The sequence below is a fragment of the Paenibacillus glycanilyticus genome (genome assembly GCF_030161375.1).
In the GTDB taxonomy this organism is placed as follows: Bacteria; Bacillota; Bacilli; order Paenibacillales; family Paenibacillaceae; genus Pristimantibacillus; species Pristimantibacillus glycanilyticus_B.
Genome location: NZ_BSSQ01000008.1, coordinates 59,719 through 83,309, shown reverse-complemented (window position 1 = coordinate 83,309; position 23,591 = coordinate 59,719). Strand labels below are relative to the sequence as shown.

Sequence of the window (23,591 nt, the reverse complement as noted above, 5' to 3'; positions counted from 1 at the left end):
GAGTGTTCAGTTATGTCAGAAGTGAAAAAAATCGCTGTCATCGCCGGCGACGGTATCGGTCCAGAGGTTGTTGGCGAGGCGCTTAAAGTTATGAAAAAAACCGAGGAGCTCTTCGGTTACCAATTTGAATTCGAACATGGTCTGTTCGGCGGCATCGCAATCGACGAGAAAGGCACGCCGCTTCCGCAAGAGACGCTTGATATTTGTAAGAAAGCCGACGCCGTATTGCTTGGTGCTGTAGGCGGTCCGAAATGGGACAACAACTCGAAAGAGCTTCGTCCGGAAACAGGTCTTCTCGGCATCCGTAAAGCATTGGGCTTGTTCTCGAACATCCGCCCGGCAAACGTATTCGACTGCCTGAAAGAAGCATCCACTCTGAAGCCTGAAGTTCTTGAAGGCACTGACCTGATCGTTGTGCGCGAGCTGACTGGCGGCATCTACTTCGGCGAGAAGTTCCGTCGCGAAGGCGCAAACGGCGAAGAAGCGGTGGATACTTGCGTGTACAACGTGCAAGAGGTTGAACGTATCGTTCGCCAAGCTTTCGACATTGCGATGACTCGCAGCAAACGTCTGGCTTCCGTTGATAAAGCAAACGTTCTTGAAACTTCCCGTCTGTGGCGCGAAGTGGTTAACCGGATCGCTCCGGAATATCCGGAAGTTGAACTCGAGCATGTACTCGTAGACAACTGCGCGATGCAATTGCTCCGCCGTCCATCCAGCTTTGACGTTATCGTAACGGAAAACATGTTCGGCGACATTCTAAGCGACGAAGCAGCTATGCTGACAGGTTCGATCGGCATGCTCTCCTCCGCTTCCCTTGGCGAAGGCAGCTTTGGCCTATACGAGCCGGTACACGGTTCCGCTCCTGACATTGCCGGACAAGGCATCTCGAACCCAATTGCTACGGTTCTGTCCGTTGCTCTTATGTTCCGCCTCACATTCGGCTATCATGAAGCGGCTCAAGTTATTGAAGATGCGGTTAAAAACGTCCTTGATGCCGGTCATCGCACAGGCGATATCGCCGTTGACAAGAGCACGGCAATCGGTACAACGGCAATGGGCGATCTGATCGTTGCCGCAATGAATCGTTAATCATTCCTTGTTTATAATAATTATAAATTAATACCGATTCTAATATTGACTTTATTATAGGCTGGTGTTACTATTCTATAAGTAAGTCACAGCTTAGTAGTGACATTAACTATAAATATGTTGGATAGGTTAAGGAGGAATTGTATTATGGCAGAGCGTTTGGTAGGCCGTCCGGCTCCAGATTTCACAATGGAAACAGCAACAGGTGACGGTAAAGATTTCGGAACAGCATCCCTTGCTGATTACAAAGGTAAATGGCTGGTATTGTTCTTCTATCCTCTCGACTTCACATTTGTTTGCCCAACTGAAATTACAGCTTTGAGCCTTGCTTCCGAGCAATTCAAAGCCCTGAATACAGAAGTTCTTGGCGTATCCGTTGACAGCAAGCACAGCCACCGTGCTTGGATCAACACGCCAGTTAACGACAATGGCCTTGGCCAATTGAGCTTCCCGCTCGCTGCTGACATCACGAAGAGCGTTGCTCGTGACTACGGCGTCCTGATCGAAGAAGAAGGCGTTGCACTGCGCGGCCTTTACATCATCGATCCAGAAGGCGAAGTGAAATACCAAGTCGTTAACCATAACGACGTTGGCCGTAGCGTTGACGAGACTCTCCGCGTATTGCAAGCTCTGCAATCCGGCGGTCTGTGCCCAATGAACTGGAAACCAGGTCAACAACATCTGGTTGCGAAATAAGGTTTTACCTGCTAAAGATCCCGTATCGCATTTGCGATACGGGATCTTTTTTTTGTGTAAATAGGAGGTAAATCCTGGTTTGCATGTAGAAAGCAGCCGGATTATGCTTGTAAAGCAGGAATTTTGAAATAGAGAAGCGAATAAGTTGAGAAGTAAGCATGCGCGAATGAAGTTAATCCTTACGAAGTGAGAATTATCGTTTAGGAGGTTGTCGCCCGATGAGCTTTTGTTGTGGAGCGAGTATGATCGGAACGAAAGGCACTTTGAAGCATATGCGTACCCATATTCATAATGTACCGATTTTGTTTTGTCCCGTCTGCCACCGAGTAGAGATACATTATTTGATCGAGAATGAATATGAAATTTTGGCTGAATATGCGCATGGGGATGGCGCTGCCGAGGTTGATTTCACGGATTACGTGGAACAGGAAGGCAAAGCGTTATATGAGAACTGCGTGAATAACGAAAATGAGGAACCTATGGATGTTGTTCTTAGCCAAATCGATATGTCGCTTGATTTGTTAAGCTTTGCAAAGCAAATTGGCGATGAGGCATGGGAAAATGAGCTAAAGACGCGTCTTGGCATGTTAAGCGGAAGACGGAATAAACTACGGCAGCGACGAACTTCTGTTTAACTTTTATGGATTTATCAAAGTTAAGCCTCCGGAGCCGGGGGCTTTTTTTATAGTAAATGGATTGTAGCAGACGGCTGTCTGATAGTTTCTCATCTTTTTTCTCATATTTCTAACATTTGCTAAGATGGAACCCCCTAAAAAAGAAACCACACTATCGAAACTTATACAGAGAGGAGGATAATCTTCATGTTCAAACGGTTTTTGCGGAGAAAAACCGCCGCACAAGCTGCGCATGATGAAAGAATAGCTCCTGAACAAATCATTAAACAAATTCAAGAAGGCGATGAACAGCTGAGAGAGAAGTTTATTGCCGATTACAAGCCCTATGTGGCCAAGGTTACCAGCGGCTTCAGCAAGCGTTATGTGGACCCGACTAGAGATGATGAGTTTAGCGTAGCGTTGACGGCTTTTAATGAGGCCATTACGCAATTCTCTCCGGAATCGGGCAGATCTTTCCTTAGTTTCGCGGAGACGGTTATGCGCCGCAGGTTGATTGATTACGTGCGCAAGGAGCAGCGTCATCTAAAGACGGTGCCGTATACGGCATTTGACCAGCAGGACGAAGAGGAACAGACTTATAATCCGATTGATACGAAGATGGCTATGAACGCCTATCAGCTTAAGCAGGATGGCGATGACAGACGGCTTGAGATCGAGGAATTTTCCAAGGAACTTCAGCAGTTCCAGATTTCATTCATGGAGCTGGCGGAATGTTCGCCTAAGCATGCCGATTCCCGCCAGTTGCTGCAGCGAATTGCCCAAACGCTAGCCGGGCAGCGCGAGTTGTTCGCACAACTGTATGTATCGGGCAAGTTGCCGGTCAAAGAGTTGACGGAGCTATGCGGCGTTTCCAGGAAAACGGTGGAACGAAACCGTAAATACATTATTGCCATATCTCTTATTGTGAACGGTACATATCCTTACTTATACGATTACTTAAATATATCTATACCAATGCCAGGGAAGGAGGCGGGATTATGAAACGAGGGATTATTCTCTCTTTAGACAACAAAAAAGCTGTTGTTATGACGGCGGATGGCCAATTCATTTCAATCCCGCAACAGTCCCATATGCGAATCGGTGAAGAAACAACGATTCCGGCAGAGACCTCGGCGCCTAAGCGCAAGCCGAAACAGGTCTATTGGTATTCAGGTGCAGCGGCAGCGGTCTTGCTGTTCTTCCTTCCTTTCTTTTACCTCACTACTGCTGAAGCGCATCCCGTAGTCGCTTACGTGAGTCTCGACATTAATCCAAGCATCGAGCTTGGCGTGGATAAACAGCAGCGCGTGCAGGAGCTTAAAGGTCTAAACGGCGACGGACAGGCAATCGTAAGCAAGCTGGACTATAAAGGAAAACCTCTTGAGACAGTGGCTGCTTCCATAATGAGCACCGTTGCATCAGAGCATTACTTGGACAAACCGGATAAGGATATCGTAATTACGAGCCTCGCTCTAAACAATGCCGATGATCTTGAACAAACGGTAGCCGGCGCGGTTGATCAAAAAGTGAAAGATACCATCAAGCAGATTGATTCGACAAAAGAAGCAAACGTTACGGTGCTGTCCGTGCCGACCGAGGTTCGGGACGAAGCGAAGGCAAACGGAATCTCGTCCGGCAAGATGGCCGTCTACTTAATGGCCAAAGACGAAGGATACGAGATCGAGCTGGAGCAGTTAAAAGCCCAGTCGATTGCAGAGGTAACTGAAAAAGCCGGCGGCGTTAAAAAAATTGTCGAGCAAGGCGCTAGCAAAGAAAAGCTGAAAGAGCTTGTTGCCAAAGAAAAGAAAAGCAAAAAACAAGCCACAGCCACTCCGGCTGCCGACAAAACCGCAACGGCAACAGCAACAACGGTTCCAAATAAAAACGCTGTCAAAGCGAACCCGGCAAAAGAAACGAATCCGCCGCGTCCGTTAAGACCAAGTCCATCGGAGAAACCGATCTGGTCGAAGGATCGAAACCAATCAGCCAATAAACCTAATCGCCCCGTGAAGCCGATTTCACCAACCAAGCCATCTGGCAAGGATGATGATAAGAAGCGGAACGGGGATTGGTCTAATAATAGAAATGACCGCTGGAGCAACTCGGAATCCGACGACGATAATGGCAAAAAAAACAACTCCGGCAAAAATAATAGCTCAAAAAACGCTAACAAGCTGGAGAGCTGGACTTGGAAAACCGAGCGGGATAACGAACGGAACCACGATCGGGGAAATAGTAATCGGAATAAGTGGGAAAGCAATCGGAATCATTAAAGACAGAGATAGGACGATAGGCACGGGAAAAAAGTCGTTTTTAAAAAGGGAATGCCTCTCAACTTTCGACAAAGTCTCCGATTGACATCTATTGGTAATAAAACCTATGATAATAGAGATATGTTATGCTGTTACATGTTCTCTATAGATGTGGCCGGGAGGGTTGATGATGCATTCCATTAGAAAGCGCTATTTCCCGGCGCTTGCCGAATATATTCGTGGCGGCGAGGAGCAGTCCCTCTATAAAGCATCCGAACTCGGTAAAGACATGCAAAGCTTCAACCCTGAGGAGATTATTGCTGTTCACGAAGAAAGCATTCAATATTTGGCCGCCAATGTGGAATCCGAAGAAGCGGTAAAACTGTATAATCAATCTTTTATGTTTCTAATAGAAGTAATGGTCGCGTATCGGCTTAATGAAGTTCCTGTTGAATCGGCAGAGCAGAAGTTTTCAGATATGCGGGAGAGACTTTTTCTATCCAACCAGTCCTTTGAGATGGTCAAACATAAATATGAGAATGTTCTCCAGCATATGGACAGCGGGATTGCTCTATTCGACAGCGATGGGATTCTGTCTTTCATTAATGTCCGGATGGCTAAGCTTCTAGATATTCCGCGCAAAACGTTAGTTGGTTGCAATCTGCGCGAGATTTTGCTGCATCCGTTGCTTAAGCGTTCTACGAGACGCGTCATTTTGCGGTTATACAAAGAAATGAATCTTAAACGCAATGTTTACTATGAGTTTCAGGATAAAGACGGTAGGCATTTACTCGTGAATTTTACATACGGAGACCAAATGAACGGCGATTTTCTTGTGAGCGTCAAGGATGTATCCGAGTACAAGCAGATTGAACAGACGGCTTTGCAGAACGACAAGCTCGCGATGTTAGGCCGAATCGCAGCGGCGATCGCGCATGAGATCCGCAATCCGCTTACTTCCATTCGCGGCTTTATTCAGTTGCTGAGGCCTTATTTGATGCAGCTTGGCAAAGAAGAATATGCCAGAATTATTTTGACGGAGATTGACCGCGCGAACGATATTATTTTTGAATTTTTAAATTCATCCAAACCTTCGGCTCCTATGAAAAAGTCGGTTTCGATCAACCGGTTGGTTCAAGAGGTTATTTTGCTCACGGAAAGCGAAGCGTTGATGCGCAATTGCGACATTCAGCTGGAAACCTACGGGGATGATCAAGATCTTATGGTTTCGATCGATGTGAAGCAAATCAAGCAAGTTGTTCTAAACATTGTGAAAAACTCGATCGATGCGATTGAATCGCTGCAGGAGGCACGCAGAGGCCGAATTGACCTCGTTGTGCGTTCCGATGGACAATTCGCGGAAATTACATTAAAAGACAATGGCAAAGGGATGGACAAAGCGACACTCGCCCGTTTGTTTGACCCCTTCTTCACAACAAAGGAAGCGGGAACCGGACTTGGCTTGTCCGTAAGCTATCGGATTATTCGCAATCATGGCGGATCGATCCGGGTGGACAGCACGGAAGGAAGCGGAAGTTCGTTCCTCATCTATTTGCCATTAGCAGAATAAACGATTAGAATCGGGTTAGATCGCTAAAGATTCAAGCGGTCCCCGATTTTGTCATTGAGAGAGAGGAATTTATTTTATGCAAACACATTTTACATATGAACCGGCGGAAGCAGCGGGATCGGCTGATGCAATCGTAAGGCTGATTAGCAATGCGGAACTTAAGGCAGGGAACATGGCTGAGTGGGTGCAGCCGCAAATAGATGAAGCCGTTCGCGGACTGTATGCCAAAGGACTGTTTAAGGCAGATCCGGAACAAACGGAGACGTTATCTACGCTTGGTCTCCATTCGGCTTCCCATGTTATTTTTGCGGGATATGACGACAAAGCCGGCATACATGGCATTCGCTTTGCAGCCGCGGCCGCTGCGAATGCGCTGAAGCGGATTAAAGCGCAAACCGCGCAAATTCGCTTGCCGGAATCGATCATCGCTTCTGCTGACTATACGTTAACGCAAGCTGCGCAGGCACTGGTTGAAGGTCTTTCCCTCGCTGTATATGACCGCATGCCTGAACTTCGCCAGCCGAAACAGCGTTATGCTTTGTCCAATGTATCTTTTGTGCCTGCGGCAGGCGCGGTTGTTCCTTCCGATATGGCGGAACAGTGGAAGGCTGGCACCGAGCAGGGCAGACTGTATGCGGAAGGCGTTAAGCTAGCGCGTGACTTGACCAATCTGCCGGGCAATCAGCTAGTTCCGGAATCGCTCGCCGCTCATGCGGAAGAGCTTGCCCGCGAATGGGATCTGGATATTGAAGTGTTGGATGAGTGGGCGGCTATTGAGCAAGGTATGGGCGGTTTGCTGGCCGTTGGCCAAGGCAGCGTTCATGCGCCAAGAATGATCGTTATTCATTATAAAGGGGCTCCGGATCAGGAAGAGGCCTGGGGATTGATTGGCAAAGGCATTACCTTCGATACGGGCGGCATCTCTTTGAAAAAAGGGCCGGGCATGGAGGAAATGATTTCCGACATGGGCGGAGCGGCAGCCGTTCTTGGAGCTATGCGCATTATCGGCGAACTTAAGCCGGAAGTAAACGTGATTGCCGTTATTCCGACTGCGGAAAACATGCCTTCCGCTCAAGCATTTAAGCCGGGTGACGTCATTAAGATGATGAACGGCTTAACGGTTGAAGTCGTCAATACCGATGCCGAAGGGCGGCTTGTCCTGGCGGACGGTCTGACAACGGCTATTCGCCGGGGCGCTACGCAGCTGGTCGACGTAGCTACGTTAACCGGAGCTGTCATGGTTGCGCTTGGTACGGAAGCGACGGGCGCGATTACGAATAACGACGGGTTGATGCAGCAGGTATCCGAGGCAGCTTCGCGCGCAGGCGAGCGGATCTGGCAGTTGCCTTCGTTCCCGGAATATAAAAAGCAAATCCGCAGCGATGCGGCTGATCTGAAAAACAGCGGCGGACGATATGCGGGCGCAACGACGGGCGGCTTGTTTATTGGCGCATTTGCCGAGGATCTGCCATGGGTTCATCTGGATATTGCCGGCACTGCGTTCTTGGATAAAAGCCGTCTTCTTGAACCAAAAGGGGCAACAGGCGTCATGGTTCGCACACTCGTTGAGTTGGTTGCCAAAAACGAGGGGTAAAGTGATTTAGGCGATACAGCTAGTTATGAACGGCTGACACTCAGGCCGTCATAGCTAGCTTTTTTTTGCTTTAATTCACAAAGAAAGTTCTATAGTTTCTAGGTATTTATAGCGGGTTAACAGCCGTATAATTTTGTTTGTAATCGCTTTCAAGTAAATGGCAAACCGTTAAACTACCCAACAATAAGAGAATAACAAGTAATCGAAGCGGGATGTTTTGGCGGGGGAATCATTTTATAATGAGGTAGCAGTCCGGAATAGATTCAAATGGCAGGGGGCTTTGCTGATGTACAAGGTGTTGCTGGTGGATGATGAAATATTTGTGCGCAAAGGATTAATGAATTTAATAGATTGGGCGTCTCTTGGTTACGAAATTTGCGATGAAGCGGGTAACGGCCAGGAGGCCCTTGAAAAAATAAAGCAGCTTGAACCGGATTTGGTTATTGCGGATATCCGGATGCCCGTGCTGGACGGTCTGGAGTTGATTCGGAAAGTTACCGAAGAAGCCGCGTATAGCCCTACGTTTATCATTGTCAGCGGTTATCATGATTTCGAATATGCGCAACGCGCGCTTCGGTATGGGGTCCATGACTACATCTTAAAGCCAATCGACGAGACGGAATTAGAGACAACGTTGAAGGCGCTTTCCGGAACGCTTGGATTAAAAAAGCTGACCACCATTGCGGGGGACAGCGCCGTAACGGATTCGATCGTGGAAACGCTTGTTCAAGGACAGTTCTCGGAAGCCGATAACAGTGCGTTATGTGCCGCTCTTCAGCTGCCGGAGTATTCAAGCTTCAACTACGTGCTGGTAGAGATTCATGCCGATGCTTTGCATTCGGGCAAAAGCGAGATGCAAGGCAAGGAGCTAGCGGCAATCGTACAATTAAACGCGGCAACGCCGGGATGCAAAATACCCCTATACGAGCAGGCAAACGGTTTATTTGGACTGCTTATTGACCAGCGGCAATTTATCTCGCCGGAGGGGCGTCCCGAATCCGCGTTTGCCAGCTTGCATGGGATTCTAACTAAAGCTGTTGCGCGGCAAGTCACGTTATATATCGGCAAGACGGTGGAGCGTCTTGCCGATATGCCTGTTTCCTATCGGTCAGCGAATGAGGCATTGTCATACAAGTACGCGGAGAATGGCGTTCCCGTTATTTACGCGAGCCGGGTATCGGGTACTCCCTTGTATTATTTCGACGTGGATACGGAGTTGTACAGCCGACTTTTGGAGAGATTGGAAGAAAATCAGACGGATTTATATGAGCAGGATATCGAGCTCTTATTCCGCCAATTCGTGGAGCAAAGATTCGCGCCAAATGCCGTCGCCAATACGATTACACGGTTTGTTATCGGCATTATCAATATTATCCGGAAGATGGAGGGAGACGAGAATCGCCTCCGAATGCTTCCTTCTATGATCGATTGGCAGAGCAATAGCAGCAGGCTTCAGGATTTGAAGAGCTTGTTCAAGAGCTTTCTGCATGAAGCGGCAGCCTATTTGGCCGAGCTCAGAGGCGAACAGTCAAAGGGCGGCATCGAGCGGATTAAGAAATACATTGAAGCGAATTATACGGAGAATATTAGCCTGAAGAGCATAGCCGGCAAGTTCTATATGAATTCCGTCTATTTGGGACAGCTGTTCCGTAAAACCTACGGTGTCTACTTCAATGATTTTCTTCTGCAGATCCGTATCGGGGAGGCCAAAAAGCTGCTTCGCCAAACCGATCTCCGCATGTATGAAATCGCCGAGAAAGTAGGCTTTCAGAACGCCGATTATTTTGTGACCCAATTTGAAAAGCTGGAGAAAGTGACCCCAAGCGATTACCGCAACAAGCTGCTGGGCAAAAAATAAACGGGTGGAGATTGAAGTGGGCAAATTTCATTGGAATCATCTTAAACTGCGGGACAAGCTGCTCTTGATGTATATCTTTTGCGTATTTGTACCGATTGTTCTGACCAATATAGTTTTCTATAACGTAACGACCAATAATATTAAAAACCAAAAATCGCATGACGCAGACATCGCCCTGGAGAAACTTCAGGGCGAGCTTCGTGCTGTCATTGATGAAGCGGCGGGAATCTCGTACTTATATTACATTGACCCCCTTCTTAATCAGCTGCTGGACAAAAGATACGAATCCCAAATTGAATACGTCGAAGCGTTTAACAACATCCGAAGCGTGTTTAACAAATCCGAGCAAGCTTACAAAACGACCAGTTCCACGGTTATATATACCGATAATCCGACCGTGTTATCCTCCGGGCCAATCATGCCTATTGCCGACTCCGTTAAACAATCCGTTTGGTACCGGGCGTTTATGAAGACGAATGTCTCTTATCCGATGTTTATTCAAGACGGAGAGACGTTTAGTCTTGTTCAGAAGCTGAATTATATCAAGGGAAGCGGTTATGACAACGTCATTAAGATCGACCTGAATATGGCGACGGTGAAGCAGCTTTTTGCCAATTCGGGCTTTGAGGGCCAAATCTATTTCGTTCAGCCGGACGGCACCGTCCTGTATTCCAATGACTCAAACGTAGAGTGGCGTTCACACGGCCTGAACATAGAGGCGCTCCCAATGCCCCATAACGCTCTTTCTTTCGACAAGGTATATACCAACAACAATTATTTGAACGGCTGGACGCTGCATGGCGTTATTAACGAGAGAAGTTTCCTGCATGACGTGAGAAAGTCGGGCTCCTTCGTCATTTATTTGGCGCTTATTAATTTTGTGCTGCCTTCTTTGATCATTGCAGCGCTCTCCAGATCGATTAACAAACGGCTCGTCCAAATCGTGAAGCATATGAAAAAGGTGAAAAACCAGCATTTCGAGACGATTCCCCTTGATGATGCCCGCGATGAAATCGGCCAGTTGACCGGCGAATTCAACCGGATGACCAAGCGGATTGACAGCCTTATTACCGACGTGTATCTCGCGGATATCCAGAAGAAGGATATGGAGATTCGGCAGCGGCAGGCGCAGCTTCATGCTCTCCACAGCCAGATTAATCCCCATTTTCTGTTCAATTCCTTGGAGACGATCCGCATGCGCAGTTTGATGAAAGGGGAAACGGAAACGGCTCGAACGATCCATTATATGGCGAAAATTTTCCGCAAGTCGATTTCGTGGAAGCGCAGCTGGGTGTCGATCCGCGAGGAGATTGAGCTGACGGAATGTTTCCTTGAAATTCAGAAATACCGGTTTGGCGACAAGCTGCAATATCAGTTGACCATTGAAGAAGCCGTGTATGATCAAATGATTCCCAAGATGACGTTCCTGCCGTTCGTGGAAAATGCGAGCATACACGGAATTGAAAGCTCGCCGGGTATTGGACTAATTCAGATTCACGTGGGCATTACGGGCAACAAGCTGATGTTCAGGCTGACGGATAACGGGATCGGAATGTCCGAAGCCAAGCTAAGCGAGCTATTGAATTACTTGCGGATGGACGACTCCATTGGCGATAACGTGGGAATGAAAAACGTCTATACAAGACTGAAATTATGTTATAAAGACTCCTTCGAATTTGACATTCGCAGCGAAGAAGGCCTAGGAACAACGGTCGAATTGCGCCTTCCTCTCGACATGAATGGGCAATAATCGGCAGAAAAGGCGAACTATGCTTTTCAAAGTACGAACTAAAGTTTGAGGGGTAATCAAGAATTCGGATTCGTTTTATGATGAAAGTGCTTACAACATACACGTTGAAATGACGAAAGGGGTCACAAAGAAAATGGTTAACAAAAAGCTTCTCTCTGTCAGCTTGGCTGCTGCCATGTTAGCGGTTACGGCATCTGCCTGCGGCGGCAATAACGATAACGGCAATGCAAACACCGGCAATAACGGCAACGCGGCTGCCAATGGCTCCGCTTCTCCTGAAGCGGATGACAAAACACCTGTCACTTTCTCGTATTACGGCTTCAGCAGCCAGAAGGATACTTTGGCAAGCGACACCGTCATCGGTAAAGAGCTGCAAACCCAGACCGGCGTAGATTGGAAAATGGAATTCCTCGTCGGCGATCCGCAAACGAAATCCGGCGTTATGATCGCAAGCGGCGACTACCCGGACGTTATCGTTCCGGAAGGCGAGATCGACAAGCTGCTTGACGCGGGCGCCTTTATTCCGCTTGATGATCTGATCGATAAATACGGTCCAAACATCAAACGCGTATACGGTCCTTATTTTGATAAATTCAGACAAGCAGACGGTAAAATGTACTTCTTGCCGTTTGGCGCGAACCAAGGCTACATCGGCGATCCGGGCATCAGCCAAGGCGCATTCTGGGTCCAGCGCTCCGTTCTGAAGGAAGCAGGTTATCCGAAGATTAAGACGCTTGACCAATACTTCGATCTGATTAAGCAATACCAAGAGAAACATCCGCAAGTAGACGGCAAAGACACGATTGGCTTCGCTTCGCTTGCCGGTCCTGCCGACAGCTTCTTCTCGATTACGAATCCGGCTATGCACCTTGCGGGTTACCCGAATGACGGCGACGTGACCATCGACATGAACACGCATGAAGCAAAAACGTACGCAGCTACGGATATAGAGAAAAAATGGCTGCAAAAGCTGAACGAAGTGAATGCGGAAGGGTTGTTTGATCCGGAGACGTTTACGGCGAACAAGGACCAATTCCTTGCGAAGCTCACTTCCGGCCGCGTACTCGGTTACTTCAACTACGCTTGGCAAGTTGGCGACGCGACAAACAACCTGAAGAAAGCCGGCATCGACGAGAAGCGTTACGCTCCGCTGCCAATCGTATTCGACGAGAATACAAAAGACCAATACGTAGATCCGCCTAGCTTCGTTAACAACCGCGGTATCGGGATCTCCGTTAAAGCGAAAGACCCGGTTCGCATTATCAAATACTTCGACAACCTGCTGAAAGAAGAGAACCAAGTTCTCGTTCAATGGGGCGTGAAAGACCAGAACTATACGGTGGACGCAAACGGCCGTTACGTGATGGATGCTCAGCAAATTGCGGACCGTAACGATCCGGAGAAAAAACGTTCGATCGGTTGGCAGTATTTCGAGTACAGCTGGCCGCGTTACGGCAACAACTCCGTGCTTGCTGACGGCAACGCTTACGGCGTGGGCAACCAGCCGGAAGTAGCGTATGCGGGTTACACAGACGGCGACAAAGCGCTGCTTGATGCATACGGCGTTAAGACGTTCTCCGAATACTTCTCCAAACCGGATGAACGCGCTTGGTACCCGGCATGGAGCATTAACAAAGGACAAGGCACGCCTGAGCAGATCTTCCAGCAAAAAGCAGGCGACTTGCAGAAGAAATTCGTACCGAAACTCGTTCTTGCCAAGCCAGGCGAATTTGATTCGATCTGGAACGATTATGTCGGCCAAATGGGCAAACTCGGCGTGAAAGATTATGAGACGTTCGTAACGAAAGTCGTTCAAGACCGCATCGCGGGCAAGTGGTAAGCAAATAAAAGTAGACGGAGGGCCGGAAAGCGACTTCCGGCCTTCCGATCTATGAATCTATGGATTCATGCAGGATGCTAGAGAGGGGAAGAGCTAGTGGAGAACATACAAGAAGTTACACCAACTGTTGTCAGGAGTCCCAAAGCAAGCGAATCGCGACTGCAGCTCTTTTTCAAGAAATTAATGCAGCAAAAAGTGCTTGTGTTCATGTCGTTACCGTTTGTATTATGGCTATTCCTGTTCAAGTACGTACCGCTCTGGGGCTGGACCATCTCCTTTCAGAAGTTCAGACCTGCCAAAGATTTGTTCGATCAGGAATGGGTAGGCTGGAAAAACTTCAACTTCCTGTTCAGCGATGATTCTTTCTATCGCGTATTAAGAAATACGGTTGTCATGAGTTCCATCAACCTCGTATTAGGATTTGTAACGGCGATTGTGTTAGCCATTCTACTAAATGAGCTTCGCCAAATCATGTTCAAACGGGTCGTTCAGACGATCAGCTACTTACCGCATTTCATTTCCTGGGTCGTTGCGGCCAACATTATTTCTTCGGCGCTGGCGCCTGAAGGAATCGTCAATATTTTATTAACGAAGATGCATCTTATTGACCAGCCTATCTTGTGGTTAGGCAAAGGGAATTACTTCTGGGGTATTCTTGGCGCGTCGGAAGTATGGAAAAACGTAGGCTGGAACACGATTATTTATTTGGCGGCTATTACAACCATTGATCCTTCCCAATATGAAGCTGCAGAGATTGACGGAGCAAACCGGTTGCAAAGAATCCTGCACATTACTTTGCCGGGTCTGAAGTCGGTTATCGTTATTCTGTTGATCATGAACCTCGGAAATATTTTGGAATCGGGATTTGAGCCGCAATACTTGCTAGGCAACGGGATGACCGTGGACTATTCCGAGAACCTTGATATATTTGTGTTGAAATACGGCATGAACATGGGCAACTACTCCTTGGCTACCGCAGCCGGCATGTTCAAAACGGTCGTCAGCTTTATCTTCCTCTTGTCGGCTAACTCCATTGCGAAGCGGCTGGGCGAGAGCAGACTGTTCTAGATTGAACCGAAAGTTGGACAAAGCAAGGAGGCTATCGACATGAAAGAGAGTTCGGCCAAAGCAAGGTACAGCTCTATTCCGGATAAGATTTTTGACACAACTAATATAGTTTTTATGCTGCTTATCGTAACGGTGACGTTATATCCTTTTCTTAATATGTTCGCGTTATCGTTTAATGACGCCAATGATTCGATCCGAGGGGGGATTTACGCCTGGCCACGGATGTGGACTTGGGATAATTACAGCTACATCTTTAATGAAGCATCGATTTATCACGCTACGCTGATCTCGGCATTGCGCACGATTATCGGTACGGTCTTTTCCGTGTTCTGTACGGCAATGCTGGCGTATACGATCAGCCGCCAAGAGTTTGTGCTTCGCAAATTCGTTACGCTGGTCGCGATCTTCACGATGTATTTCAGCGGTGGTCTTATTCCGGGTTACCTGCTGATTAAAGAGCTTCATATGATTGGTTCGTTCTGGGTGTATATTATCCCGGGGATCATCGGCGTGTTTAATATGATCGTGATCCGCTCCTTCATCGAAGGATTGCCGGACGGCATTATGGAATCGGCGAAAATCGACGGTGCCGGCGACTTTATTACCTTCATGCGTATCGTATTGCCGCTTACGGTTCCGGCTTTGGCGACCGTATCGCTGTTCGTGGCGGTATCTCAATGGAATTCCTGGTTTGACGTGTTCTTGTATAACTCCTCTCATCTTAACCTGAGTACTTTGCAATATGAGTTGATGAAAATTTTGCAGACTTCGAATACGGCGGCGTCTTCAACGAACGCAGGCGATCAGTTTGCAGCGGGTCAGAGCGGCGTGACGGCCGTTACGCCAACTTCAATCCGCGCGACGATGACGATTATTGCGAGTCTGCCGATTATTATGGTGTATCCGTTCCTGCAGAAATATTTCGTTAAAGGGATGACGGTAGGCGGCGTAAAGGGATAATCGCTTGCTGCCCGCGTCTTCCAAATAATAATACGCGTTCGCTTAGCTTTCCTTATGGAATCGGGCGGACGCGCTTTTTTGCCAATGATGAGTTAAATCTATGATGAAGGGATGTACACGTTATGGGAGATCACGGATACGCGGCTTGGCTGAGATATGAGCAGGTGACGGGCGACAGCATGGCTAGCTATGCAAGTTGGGCAAACGAAATGGTATTGCCGGCAGGGGTGCCGGTAGACGGGGTGTTAAAAACCGCCGTACAAGAGTTGTCGCGAGGCATTCGCTCAATGCTTGGAACAGCGCCAACGGTGGAGCATGAACCTTCGCGGCAGCGGTTTATCGTGTTAGGCGTGCTGGGCGGAGGAAGCTTGATAGATGCGGCGGCTGGCGATACGGCAGCTTTGTCTAGCGAGGGTTATATCTTAAAGACGGTTCACGAAAGGGACCGGGCCTATATTGTTGCGGCGGGCAAGTCGGATAAAGCCGTTCTTTACGCAGCTTTTCACCTGCTGCGCTTGATGCAGTCCGGCAGCGCGATTGATCAGCTGCATTTGATGGAGTCGCCGACATACAGCCTTCGCATGATTAACCATTGGGATAACATGGATGGCAGCGTGGAGCGGGGTTACTCGGGACGTTCGATCTTTTACGAGAATAACAACGTGCTGTCAGATTCCGAGCGGATCCGCGATTATGCCCGCCTAATGGCTTCCGTCGGCATTAACGGAATTGCGATCAACAATGTCAACGTTCATCGGGAAGAGACTTACCTCATTACCGAGAAACTTCTTCCGGATGTTGCCCGCATTGCAGAAGTATTCGGCGAATACGGCATCAAGCTGTTCCTCAGCGTAAACTACGCGGGAACGATTGAGATTGGTGGCCTGGATACGGCGGATCCGCTTGATCCGCAGGTGCGTACTTGGTGGAAAGAGAAAGCGGCTGAAGTATACCGCTACATTCCGGACTTTGGCGGCTTCCTTGTCAAGGCCGATTCCGAGAACCGTCCCGGGCCGTTTACGTACGGCCGCGACCATGCGGATGGAGCGAACATGCTGGCTGAAGCATTGGAGCCTTACGGCGGTCTAGTCTTGTGGCGCTGCTTCGTCTATAACTGCCATCAGGATTGGCGAGACCGTTCCACCGACCGCGCAAGGGCTGCTTATGATCACTTCAAGCCGCTGGACGGACGATTCAAGGATAATGTCATCCTTCAGATCAAGAACGGTCCGATGGACTTCCAGGTCCGAGAGCCGGTGTCTCCGCTGTTTGGCGCGATGGAGCATACGAACCAGATGATGGAATTCCAGATTGCCCAAGAATATACCGGCCAGCAGAAGGATGTTTGTTTCCTTGTTCCCCAGTGGAAGGAAGTGCTGAACTTTGACACGTATGTCAAAGGCTCGGGCAGCACCGTCAAGGAAATAGCGGCAGGTCATGTTCATGCTTATACGCATAGCGGAATAACGGCCGTTAGCAATATCGGCAATGACGAGAATTGGACCGGGCATCATCTGGCGCAGGCTAATCTATACGGCTATGGCCGCCTCATCTGGAATCCGGAGCTGTCATCGGAGGAGATTGCGGGCGAGTGGGCGGTTCAAACGTTTGGCGGCAACGAGAAGGTCCGGGACATTCTCGTCAACTTCCTGCTCGAGTCCTGGTCGATCTATGAGAACTACACGGCGCCGCTTGGCGTTGGCTGGATGGTTACGCCGCATTACCATTATGGTCCGGATATAGACGGCTATGAATACTCCAAGTGGGGAACGTATCATTTTGCCGATCATAAGGGGATTGGGGTAGACCGTACGGTTGCGACCGGAACCGGCTACAGCAGCCAATATATGCAGGCAAATAGCCAGGTGTATGACAGCTTGGAGGCTTGTCCGGATGAACTGCTCTTGTTTTTCCACCATGTTCCTTACACGCATGAGTTGAAGTCGGGCAAGACGGTGGTTCAGCATATTTACGATACGCATTTCGCCGGCGTGGAGCGGGTGGAATACTGGATCGGCCGCTGGCAAGAGTTAGAAGGCCTTGTAGGCGTGGACCGCTTCCGTCACGTGGCGGCACGACTGAATAAGCAACTGGACAATGCGATGGCATGGCGAGATATCGTCAATACGTATTTCTTCCGTAAATCGGGCATTCCGGATGCGCATAACCGGGTTATCTATTAATTGGAGTTAGGAGATGTGCGGGACATGACACAAACATCCAAGCAGCCGGCACTGCAGTCCGTGTATAAGGATTACTTTGATATTGGAGCAGCGGTAAATCTGACAACAATCGAGAGCCAGAAGAGCTTGCTTGCGTATCAATACAACAGCATTACGGCTGAAAACGATATGAAGTTCGAACGCATACAACCGGAAGAAGGCTTGTATACGTTCGAAGCGGCTGACCGGATTGCCGGCTTTGCAGCCGCAAACGGCATGAAGCTGCGCGGACATACGCTGGTCTGGCATAACCAGACGCCGGATTGGGTATTCAAGTCTGCAGACGGCGAGCCTGTTAGCCGGGATACGCTGCTTGCCCGGATGAAGAGCCATATCGAGACCGTAGTTGGGCGATATAAAAGCAATATATACTGCTGGGATGTTGTAAACGAAGTGATTGAGGATAAAAGCGATGTCTGGCTCCGGGAGTCCAATTGGCTGAAGCTGGCCGGCGAAGATTTTATTGCGAAAGCATTCGAATATGCGCATGCGGCCGATCCGAATGCGCTTCTGTTCTACAACGATTACAATGAGTGCAATCCGGAGAAGCGGGACAAAATCATACGTTTGGTTCAATCGCTGCAGGAGAAGGATGTACCGATTCATGGCATTGGCTTGCAAGGCCATTGGAATCTGAACGGCCCAACTCTCCCCGAAATCCGCGAAGCCATCGAGCGTTATGCAGCGACGGGGCTGAAGCTGCAAGTAACGGAGCTTGATATTTCAGTGTTTGATTACGAGGATAAGCGAACCGATCTGAGCGAGCCGACTGCGGAAATGCTGGAGAGGCAAGCCGAGAGGTACGGGCAGGTGTTTGAACTGTTCCGCGAATACAAAGACGCGATCACCGCCGTAACGTTCTGGGGCGCGGCGGATGATTATACTTGGCTGGATAACTTTCCGGTTCGCGGAAGGAAAAATTGGCCGTTTGTATTTGACGAGAAACATGAACCCAAGCCATCGTTCTGGAAGATCGCGGGGCCGATGAAATCCTGAGCCATACCGAAAGCTGTCGATTCAGTCGGACGCACAAAGCTACGAGTTGATGTTATACCCATTAAATTGCACAAGTCCTGTCTCCTTTGGTGTGAGACAGGGCTTTTTTTAATTCTACGCATTTACAAGTTTTTGCTTGGTCAACATGGCTTAGAAATGTCCGGATTGTAACACACTACGCCTTAGCCGGCGGCAATCGCTGTTTTGACTTGTTGCAATCCAGGCGAACTTGGTATTGACAGCAGTAACTGTATATAATAATATTACAGTAATGAAAGTTGTTACAGTTAAGCGTAAGTTAGAAATGACGAGGAGTGGAGAACTTGGAACAAAAATATAATCCCCTATTTGAATCTTTTGCATTCCGGAGCGGCGTTGAGGTGAAGAACCGCCTTGTGATGGCGCCTATGACGCATTCGTCTTCCAATGAAGACGGAACGGTATCGGACGTAGAGCTCGACTATTATGCTCGGCGGTCTGAAGGTGTAGGTATGGTTATCACGGCTTGCATTTATGTAACGCCAAACGGCAAAGGATTTCCCGGGGAATTTGCTGGCGACAGCGATGCTATGATTCCCGGTTTGACACGACTGGCTAACACGATCAAAGAAAAAGGCGCCAAGGCGATTCTTCAAATTTTCCATGGCGGCCGCCGTGTACCTCCGGCATTGGTCCCTAACGGAGACGTGGTCAGCGCAAGTGCCGTTGCTGCTACAGAAAGCCCGGATGTCGTTCCGCGCGAGCTGACGCATGAAGAGATCGAATCGATTATTCGCGACTTTGGCGAGACCACCCGCCGCGCGGCGCTTGCCGGATTCGACGGCGTTGAAATCCACGGGGCGAACACTTATCTTCTGCAGCAGTTCTACTCCCCGCATTCCAACCGCAGAAACGATCAATGGGGCGGAGATATCGACCGCCGGCTAGCATTCCCGCTTGCCGTTGTTGACGAAGTAAAACGGGCTGCGGCTGAACATGCAAACGGACCGTTTCTGGTAGGATACCGTTTCTCGCCGGAAGAACCGGAAACACCGGGGCTTACGATGGAAGATACGTTCCGTCTGGTTGATGAGCTAGCCGCGAAGGATCTCGACTATCTTCATGTATCGTTGTTCGACTACCATTCCAAGCCGGCTCGTGGTGCCGACGACAGCAAATCAAGACTGGAATGGATCGTGGAACGAGTAGCCAATCGCGTGCCTCTAATGGGCGTAGGCTCCGTTCATACGGCTGATGATGCGATTGACGTGCAGCAACAGGGAGCGCCTTTGGTGGCACTGGGACGCGTATTGCTAACGGATCCGGATTGGGTTCAAAAGGTTGAATCCGGCCGCGAAGACGAAATTCAGCCGAAGCTTAGCTTGAGCTCGCAGAACAAGCTTGTCATTCCGGACGGCTTGTGGCGGATGATTGCGTCAAAAGAAGGTTGGCTGACGTTTACCGAATAAGTTCGGTGAGCAGAAGCAGGCCATAATATAAGGGCTGGCTGTTTGATGCGGGGCATCAATGACAGCCAGCCCTAATTGCTTTGCAGTAGCTTGGCCGCCAAGGTATACTCGGATGTAAGAAACAAACAATTGGAGGCCAACGGATGACCTTTGATGAAGTCATGCAAGCTTTAGAAGCGATGGGAAGCGACCAGACGAAAAGCACGTATTTGCGGCATGGCGCACTGGAGCCTTTTTTTGGCGTAAAGATCGGAGATATGAAGAAGCTGGTCAAACACGTGAAAAAAGATCAAGAGCTGGTGTACAAGCTATACGATTCCGGAAATTATGATGCGATGTATTTGGCGGGCTTAACGGTAAATCCAAAAACGGTATCAAAAGAAATGCTGCAGCAATGGGTTAAGCAAGCGAATTGGTATTCGCCTGCGGAGTATACGGTTGGCAGCGTGACCGCTGAAAGCTTATTCGCTAGGGAGCTAGCCATGGAATGGATCGATTCGGCCGAAGAGTTGGTGGCGGTTGCCGGTTGGAGCGCATATGCGAATTATGTAACGATCGCGCCGGACGATCAGCTGGATATGACCGAAATCCGCAAGCTGCTGGAGCGGGTCAGAAAGACTATCCATGACGAGCGTAATCGCGTGCGGTACGTGATGAATAATTTTGTCATTTGCGTAGCTTCGTATGTATTGCCCCTTACGGAAGAAGCAAAAGCCGTGGCGGAAGCCATCGGCGCCGTTAAAGTGGATGTCGGCAATACCGCCTGCAAAGTCCCCTTGGCCTCCGACTATATCGCAAAGGTAGAAGCCAAAGGAACAATCGGCAATAAAAAGAAGACATGTATTTGCTAATACTGAATTACTCCGTGGCAGCCTTCAAGGCTGCTTTTTTGCTGTCCGATTGATCAAGACTGTAGCTGTAGGCGGTAGCGGCAAATGCGATCAAAGCAAGTATCGCTGCGGCAAGCGGAAGATAACGCAGACCATAATGATCGGTTACAAACGCGCCGATCGAAGAACCTACGGCAATTCCGATATTGGCGCTGATCGGCAGCAGGGATGCCGCGAAGTCTTTCGCTTCGGGCACGTACCGTTCGGTCAAATGAATGAAATACAGCTGGCAAGCCGCATTGATCGAGAATGAAATCAAGGCGATTGCCATCAGGCTTATAATGCCAAGCCAAGTGAACGGAACGGTAAATCCAAATATCGCATAAACAACGGCATGGACGAGGAACAATGTTTTTAACTTCGCCATATAGTTCCCGCTCGCTATTCTGCCGCCAAGCAAGTTGCTGAGAATGGTAACCGCCCCGTATATAAGCAGGATGGTGCTGGTGCGTCCTTCGGATATGTTCATCGTCTCCAGCATAAGCGGATTGATGTACGTGTAGATGACAAATATGGCTCCGATACCGATAATCGGGATAAAGAAGGCAACCAGCACTCTCGGATTTTTCATGAGTTTAATCTGATTTTTCATCGAGCTTTGCACGGCGGGTAAATTTCTCGGCACGATCCGATACAGAAGCAGGATGCTAATCACGCCGCATGCGGCAACCAGCCAAAAGGCCGCAGGCCATTCGAAATGCAGGCCAACCAAGGTGCCGATCGGAACGCCAAGCACGTTTGCGATCGTAAATCCGCCGATAATATAGGAAAGCGCAAGCCCTCTCCGCTCAGGAGATACATAATCCGAACAGATCGATACCGCTAACGATACGCTTAACCCGCAGAAGATCGCGGTTGCCATGCGGGTAAGGAACAAGACGGGGTAAGAGAAAGACAAGGCACTTCCCACCGTGCATAAGACAACTAACGAAGCGCCAAGCAGCAGCGCGTTGCGTTTCGAGAAATAACCGGCAGCCATCATGACAAACGGCGTACCTGCCGCATAAGCAATCGCAAAGCCAGAGACCATAATGCCGGTCTGCGCGACGGAGACGCCTAAGCTGTCAGCGATGGGCGTAAGCAGCCCCACAATGACATATTCGGTCGTTCCCAGAATAAAAGCCAGCAGAGTAAAGGTGAAAATAAGCAGATTTTCTTTTTTCATGTTGTTGTTCCTCCAAATAGATAACTCCTACCAACGTTCGGAGCCAAGCAGCTTATGCCCTCTTGCCGACAGGAACGTATGGCTAGTTCTTGCTTCCCAGCTTCGCAGTCTTTCCTTCAACAGGCAAGGCTGATCCGGCTGTGCCGGAAAGAAAGCGATCGGCAGCCAGCTGTGATCCGGTACGCTATCCAGATCGAGGCTGTGGACCTCCGGGTTGTATAAGACCAAATCGCCGATCTGAGCATAGTTCAGGCGGCATTGTTCAAGCGGGATCGGAACCGAGTGCTGCAAGCAAATGATGCCTTTGACGGGCGCAGGCTCCTCGGGGATTAGTTGTGCCCAGAGCGCGGTTGTTCCAAGAATTTCGCTAAATGCCTGATAAACGGGCTCATGCATGCGAATGTCCCATAAGTATTGGTGATGGATGTCGTATGGTTGGTCGTGAGGAAGCTCTTGTATCCATAACGAGTAACGCAGCGCATAAAAATGCGTTACCGCTCTTTGAAATATAGTCTGCTCCCAGCGTCCCGTCTCGCGCATACGATCACCTCTTTCGCTTGCTACCCTACACTCAAAGCTTAATGGAAGGGTGAACATGCGGCAATGAAGCATCTTGCCGGATATGCTTATAATGTGATATATCTTGCTGTAGCAGGTTATTTGAAATGAGGGAACGGGCATGACGTCGGCTGCCGGAGAAGAGCTAGAAAGCCGCTTGTTGTATGCGGGGAAAGTAAGCGATGCGCCAAACTGGAATTTTCCGAGCCATAAGCATGATGATTTGCATGAGATTATCGTCATATGCGACGGAGAAGGAACATTTACGATCGGAGGACAATCGTTCCGCGTTAGCGGAGGGGATATTCTGGTCTATAACAAAGGGGTTCTGCATGAAGAACAGTCATCAAGCGATCAGCCTCTGACCACGTATTATTGCGGATTTGCGCTGCCTAAAGCAAGCCCGTCCGAGGATTGGGTCATTCCCCGGGACGTTGAGCCGGTAATCCGGTCCAGCCGGGTGTACACGGAGATTGCGGCTCTGATGAAGATGATCGTGGACGAATCCTCCATCAAGGAGGAGGGCTATGAGAGGATATGCCGGTGTCTGATCAACTCCGTTATCTTGTTGCTTAGAAGAACCGTTCGCAATCAGCAACATATTAAGCAGCAATCCAATGCGGGACTTGCCGAGCAAATCAAGGACTATATCGACAGGAATTTTACGCAGAATATCAACCTGAAGGATTTAGGGCTGCAATTTCACGTGAGTCCGTATTATGTGTCGCATGCGTTCAAGGATTATTACCAGATCTCTCCGATTAATTATGCGATCCATAGGCGGATCGGAGAAGCGACAAGGCTGCTCGTCTCCACGGAAATGAAGGTATGGGAGATTGCGAAGCTGCTGGGTTACGACAATCCGAATTATTTCTCGATCATATTTCGCCGGGTGACCGGATTGTCTCCGAACCGGTTCCGGGAAAGCAATCAGCAGAACCTGTTTCCTAAGCACTAACGCTTGAAGCATCAAAAAAAGCGACAGTCAATGGCGTGTAGCCGTTGCTGCCGCCCGTGT

The 23,591-nt window shown here is 49.1% G+C and carries 19 protein-coding genes; 17 read left to right on the top strand and 2 right to left on the bottom strand.

The features are described from left to right. Positions 1-12: 12 nt before the first annotated feature. From leuB to QQK89_RS09755, 16 genes are all read left to right on the top strand, one after another. The gene (leuB, locus tag QQK89_RS09830) at positions 13-1,092 is read left to right on the top strand and encodes a 3-isopropylmalate dehydrogenase (RefSeq protein WP_284238371.1); all 1,080 of its coding nucleotides are present in this window, start codon (positions 13-15) and stop codon (positions 1,090-1,092) included. A gap of 147 nt (positions 1,093-1,239) precedes the next feature. Continuing rightward, the gene (locus QQK89_RS09825; RefSeq protein ID WP_284238370.1) at positions 1,240-1,788 is read left to right on the top strand and encodes a peroxiredoxin; all 549 of its coding nucleotides are present in this window, start codon (positions 1,240-1,242) and stop codon (positions 1,786-1,788) included. A gap of 218 nt (positions 1,789-2,006) precedes the next feature. Beyond that, a complete protein-coding gene (locus tag QQK89_RS09820) occupies positions 2,007-2,423 on the top strand; it encodes a hypothetical protein (RefSeq protein WP_284238369.1) in 417 nt (138 codons plus the stop codon). Positions 2,424-2,609: 186 nt separating this feature from the next. Next, positions 2,610-3,404 (top strand): RNA polymerase sigma factor SigI, encoded by a 795-nt coding sequence (gene sigI / locus QQK89_RS09815; RefSeq protein WP_284238368.1) that lies wholly within the window; start codon positions 2,610-2,612, stop codon positions 3,402-3,404. Then, a complete protein-coding gene (locus tag QQK89_RS09810) occupies positions 3,401-4,675 on the top strand; it encodes an anti-sigma factor domain-containing protein (RefSeq protein WP_284238367.1) in 1,275 nt (424 codons plus the stop codon). The genes sigI and QQK89_RS09810 overlap by 4 nt, the downstream gene beginning before the upstream one ends. 169 nt (positions 4,676-4,844) lie before the next feature. Next, on the top strand, positions 4,845-6,224 hold the full coding sequence (locus tag QQK89_RS09805; protein ID WP_284238510.1) for an ATP-binding protein: 1,380 nt from the start codon (positions 4,845-4,847) through the stop codon (positions 6,222-6,224). 76 nt (positions 6,225-6,300) lie between these two features. Further along, complete coding sequence (locus QQK89_RS09800) at positions 6,301-7,818, top strand: leucyl aminopeptidase (RefSeq protein WP_284238366.1); 1,518 nt, start codon at positions 6,301-6,303, stop codon at positions 7,816-7,818. 286 nt (positions 7,819-8,104) lie between these two features. Then, a complete protein-coding gene (locus tag QQK89_RS09795) occupies positions 8,105-9,676 on the top strand; it encodes a response regulator (RefSeq protein ID WP_284238365.1) in 1,572 nt (523 codons plus the stop codon). Between the two features lie 16 nt (positions 9,677-9,692). Next, positions 9,693-11,426, top strand: coding sequence for a sensor histidine kinase (locus tag QQK89_RS09790; RefSeq protein WP_284238364.1), 1,734 nt, complete (start codon positions 9,693-9,695; stop codon positions 11,424-11,426). 133 nt (positions 11,427-11,559) lie between these two features. Next, a complete protein-coding gene (locus tag QQK89_RS09785; RefSeq protein WP_284238363.1) occupies positions 11,560-13,266 on the top strand; it encodes an ABC transporter substrate-binding protein in 1,707 nt (568 codons plus the stop codon). Positions 13,267-13,362: 96 nt separating this feature from the next. Further along, positions 13,363-14,334 (top strand): ABC transporter permease, encoded by a 972-nt coding sequence (locus QQK89_RS09780; protein WP_284238362.1) that lies wholly within the window; start codon positions 13,363-13,365, stop codon positions 14,332-14,334. A 39-nt stretch (positions 14,335-14,373) separates the two neighbouring features. Beyond that, entirely contained in the window at positions 14,374-15,294 is a 921-nt protein-coding gene (locus QQK89_RS09775; RefSeq protein WP_284238361.1) for a carbohydrate ABC transporter permease, read from the top strand. 122 nt (positions 15,295-15,416) lie between these two features. Then, entirely contained in the window at positions 15,417-17,477 is a 2,061-nt protein-coding gene (locus QQK89_RS09770; protein ID WP_284238360.1) for an alpha-glucuronidase family glycosyl hydrolase, read from the top strand. A 24-nt stretch (positions 17,478-17,501) separates the two neighbouring features. Continuing rightward, positions 17,502-18,512: an endo-1,4-beta-xylanase gene (locus tag QQK89_RS09765; protein WP_284238359.1), complete on the top strand. Its 1,011-nt coding sequence runs from the start codon at positions 17,502-17,504 to the stop codon at positions 18,510-18,512. 323 nt (positions 18,513-18,835) lie between these two features. Continuing rightward, entirely contained in the window at positions 18,836-19,960 is a 1,125-nt protein-coding gene (locus QQK89_RS09760; protein WP_284238358.1) for an NADH-dependent flavin oxidoreductase, read from the top strand. A gap of 143 nt (positions 19,961-20,103) precedes the next feature. Beyond that, positions 20,104-20,811, top strand: a complete 708-nt coding sequence (locus QQK89_RS09755; RefSeq protein WP_284238357.1) for a DNA alkylation repair protein — start codon at positions 20,104-20,106, stop codon at positions 20,809-20,811. Between the two features lie 7 nt (positions 20,812-20,818). On the opposite strand, the gene QQK89_RS09750 is transcribed toward QQK89_RS09755, so the two are convergent. Then, positions 20,819-22,015, bottom strand: a complete 1,197-nt coding sequence (locus tag QQK89_RS09750; RefSeq protein ID WP_284238355.1) for an MFS transporter — start codon at positions 22,013-22,015, stop codon at positions 20,819-20,821. 27 nt (positions 22,016-22,042) lie between these two features. After that, positions 22,043-22,555: a hypothetical protein gene (locus QQK89_RS09745; protein ID WP_284238354.1), complete on the bottom strand. Its 513-nt coding sequence runs from the start codon at positions 22,553-22,555 to the stop codon at positions 22,043-22,045. 139 nt (positions 22,556-22,694) lie between these two features. Here QQK89_RS09745 and QQK89_RS09740 point away from each other — a divergent pair, with 139 nt between their 5' ends. Then, on the top strand, positions 22,695-23,531 hold the full coding sequence (locus QQK89_RS09740) for an AraC family transcriptional regulator (protein ID WP_284238352.1): 837 nt from the start codon (positions 22,695-22,697) through the stop codon (positions 23,529-23,531). The last annotated feature ends 60 nt before the right edge of the window (positions 23,532-23,591 follow it).

What these genes read in the sequence shown, in the direction of transcription:
- leuB (WP_284238371.1), top strand. Translation starts at nt 13, where the DNA reads ATGTCAGAAGTGAAAAAAATCGCTGTCATCGCCGGCGACGGTATCGGT.
- QQK89_RS09825 (WP_284238370.1), top strand. Translation starts at nt 1,240, where the DNA reads ATGGCAGAGCGTTTGGTAGGCCGTCCGGCTCCAGATTTCACAATGGAA.
- QQK89_RS09820 (WP_284238369.1), top strand. Translation starts at nt 2,007, where the DNA reads ATGAGCTTTTGTTGTGGAGCGAGTATGATCGGAACGAAAGGCACTTTG.
- sigI (WP_284238368.1), top strand. Translation starts at nt 2,610, where the DNA reads ATGTTCAAACGGTTTTTGCGGAGAAAAACCGCCGCACAAGCTGCGCAT.
- QQK89_RS09810 (WP_284238367.1), top strand. Translation starts at nt 3,401, where the DNA reads ATGAAACGAGGGATTATTCTCTCTTTAGACAACAAAAAAGCTGTTGTT.
- QQK89_RS09805 (WP_284238510.1), top strand. Translation starts at nt 4,845, where the DNA reads ATGCATTCCATTAGAAAGCGCTATTTCCCGGCGCTTGCCGAATATATT.
- QQK89_RS09800 (WP_284238366.1), top strand. Translation starts at nt 6,301, where the DNA reads ATGCAAACACATTTTACATATGAACCGGCGGAAGCAGCGGGATCGGCT.
- QQK89_RS09795 (WP_284238365.1), top strand. Translation starts at nt 8,105, where the DNA reads ATGTACAAGGTGTTGCTGGTGGATGATGAAATATTTGTGCGCAAAGGA.
- QQK89_RS09785 (WP_284238363.1), top strand. Translation starts at nt 11,560, where the DNA reads ATGGTTAACAAAAAGCTTCTCTCTGTCAGCTTGGCTGCTGCCATGTTA.
- QQK89_RS09775 (WP_284238361.1), top strand. Translation starts at nt 14,374, where the DNA reads ATGAAAGAGAGTTCGGCCAAAGCAAGGTACAGCTCTATTCCGGATAAG.
- QQK89_RS09770 (WP_284238360.1), top strand. Translation starts at nt 15,417, where the DNA reads ATGGGAGATCACGGATACGCGGCTTGGCTGAGATATGAGCAGGTGACG.
- QQK89_RS09765 (WP_284238359.1), top strand. Translation starts at nt 17,502, where the DNA reads ATGACACAAACATCCAAGCAGCCGGCACTGCAGTCCGTGTATAAGGAT.
- QQK89_RS09755 (WP_284238357.1), top strand. Translation starts at nt 20,104, where the DNA reads ATGACCTTTGATGAAGTCATGCAAGCTTTAGAAGCGATGGGAAGCGAC.
- QQK89_RS09750 (WP_284238355.1), bottom strand. Translation starts at nt 22,015, where the DNA reads ATGAAAAAAGAAAATCTGCTTATTTTCACCTTTACTCTGCTGGCTTTT.
- QQK89_RS09745 (WP_284238354.1), bottom strand. Translation starts at nt 22,555, where the DNA reads ATGCGCGAGACGGGACGCTGGGAGCAGACTATATTTCAAAGAGCGGTA.
- QQK89_RS09740 (WP_284238352.1), top strand. Translation starts at nt 22,695, where the DNA reads ATGACGTCGGCTGCCGGAGAAGAGCTAGAAAGCCGCTTGTTGTATGCG.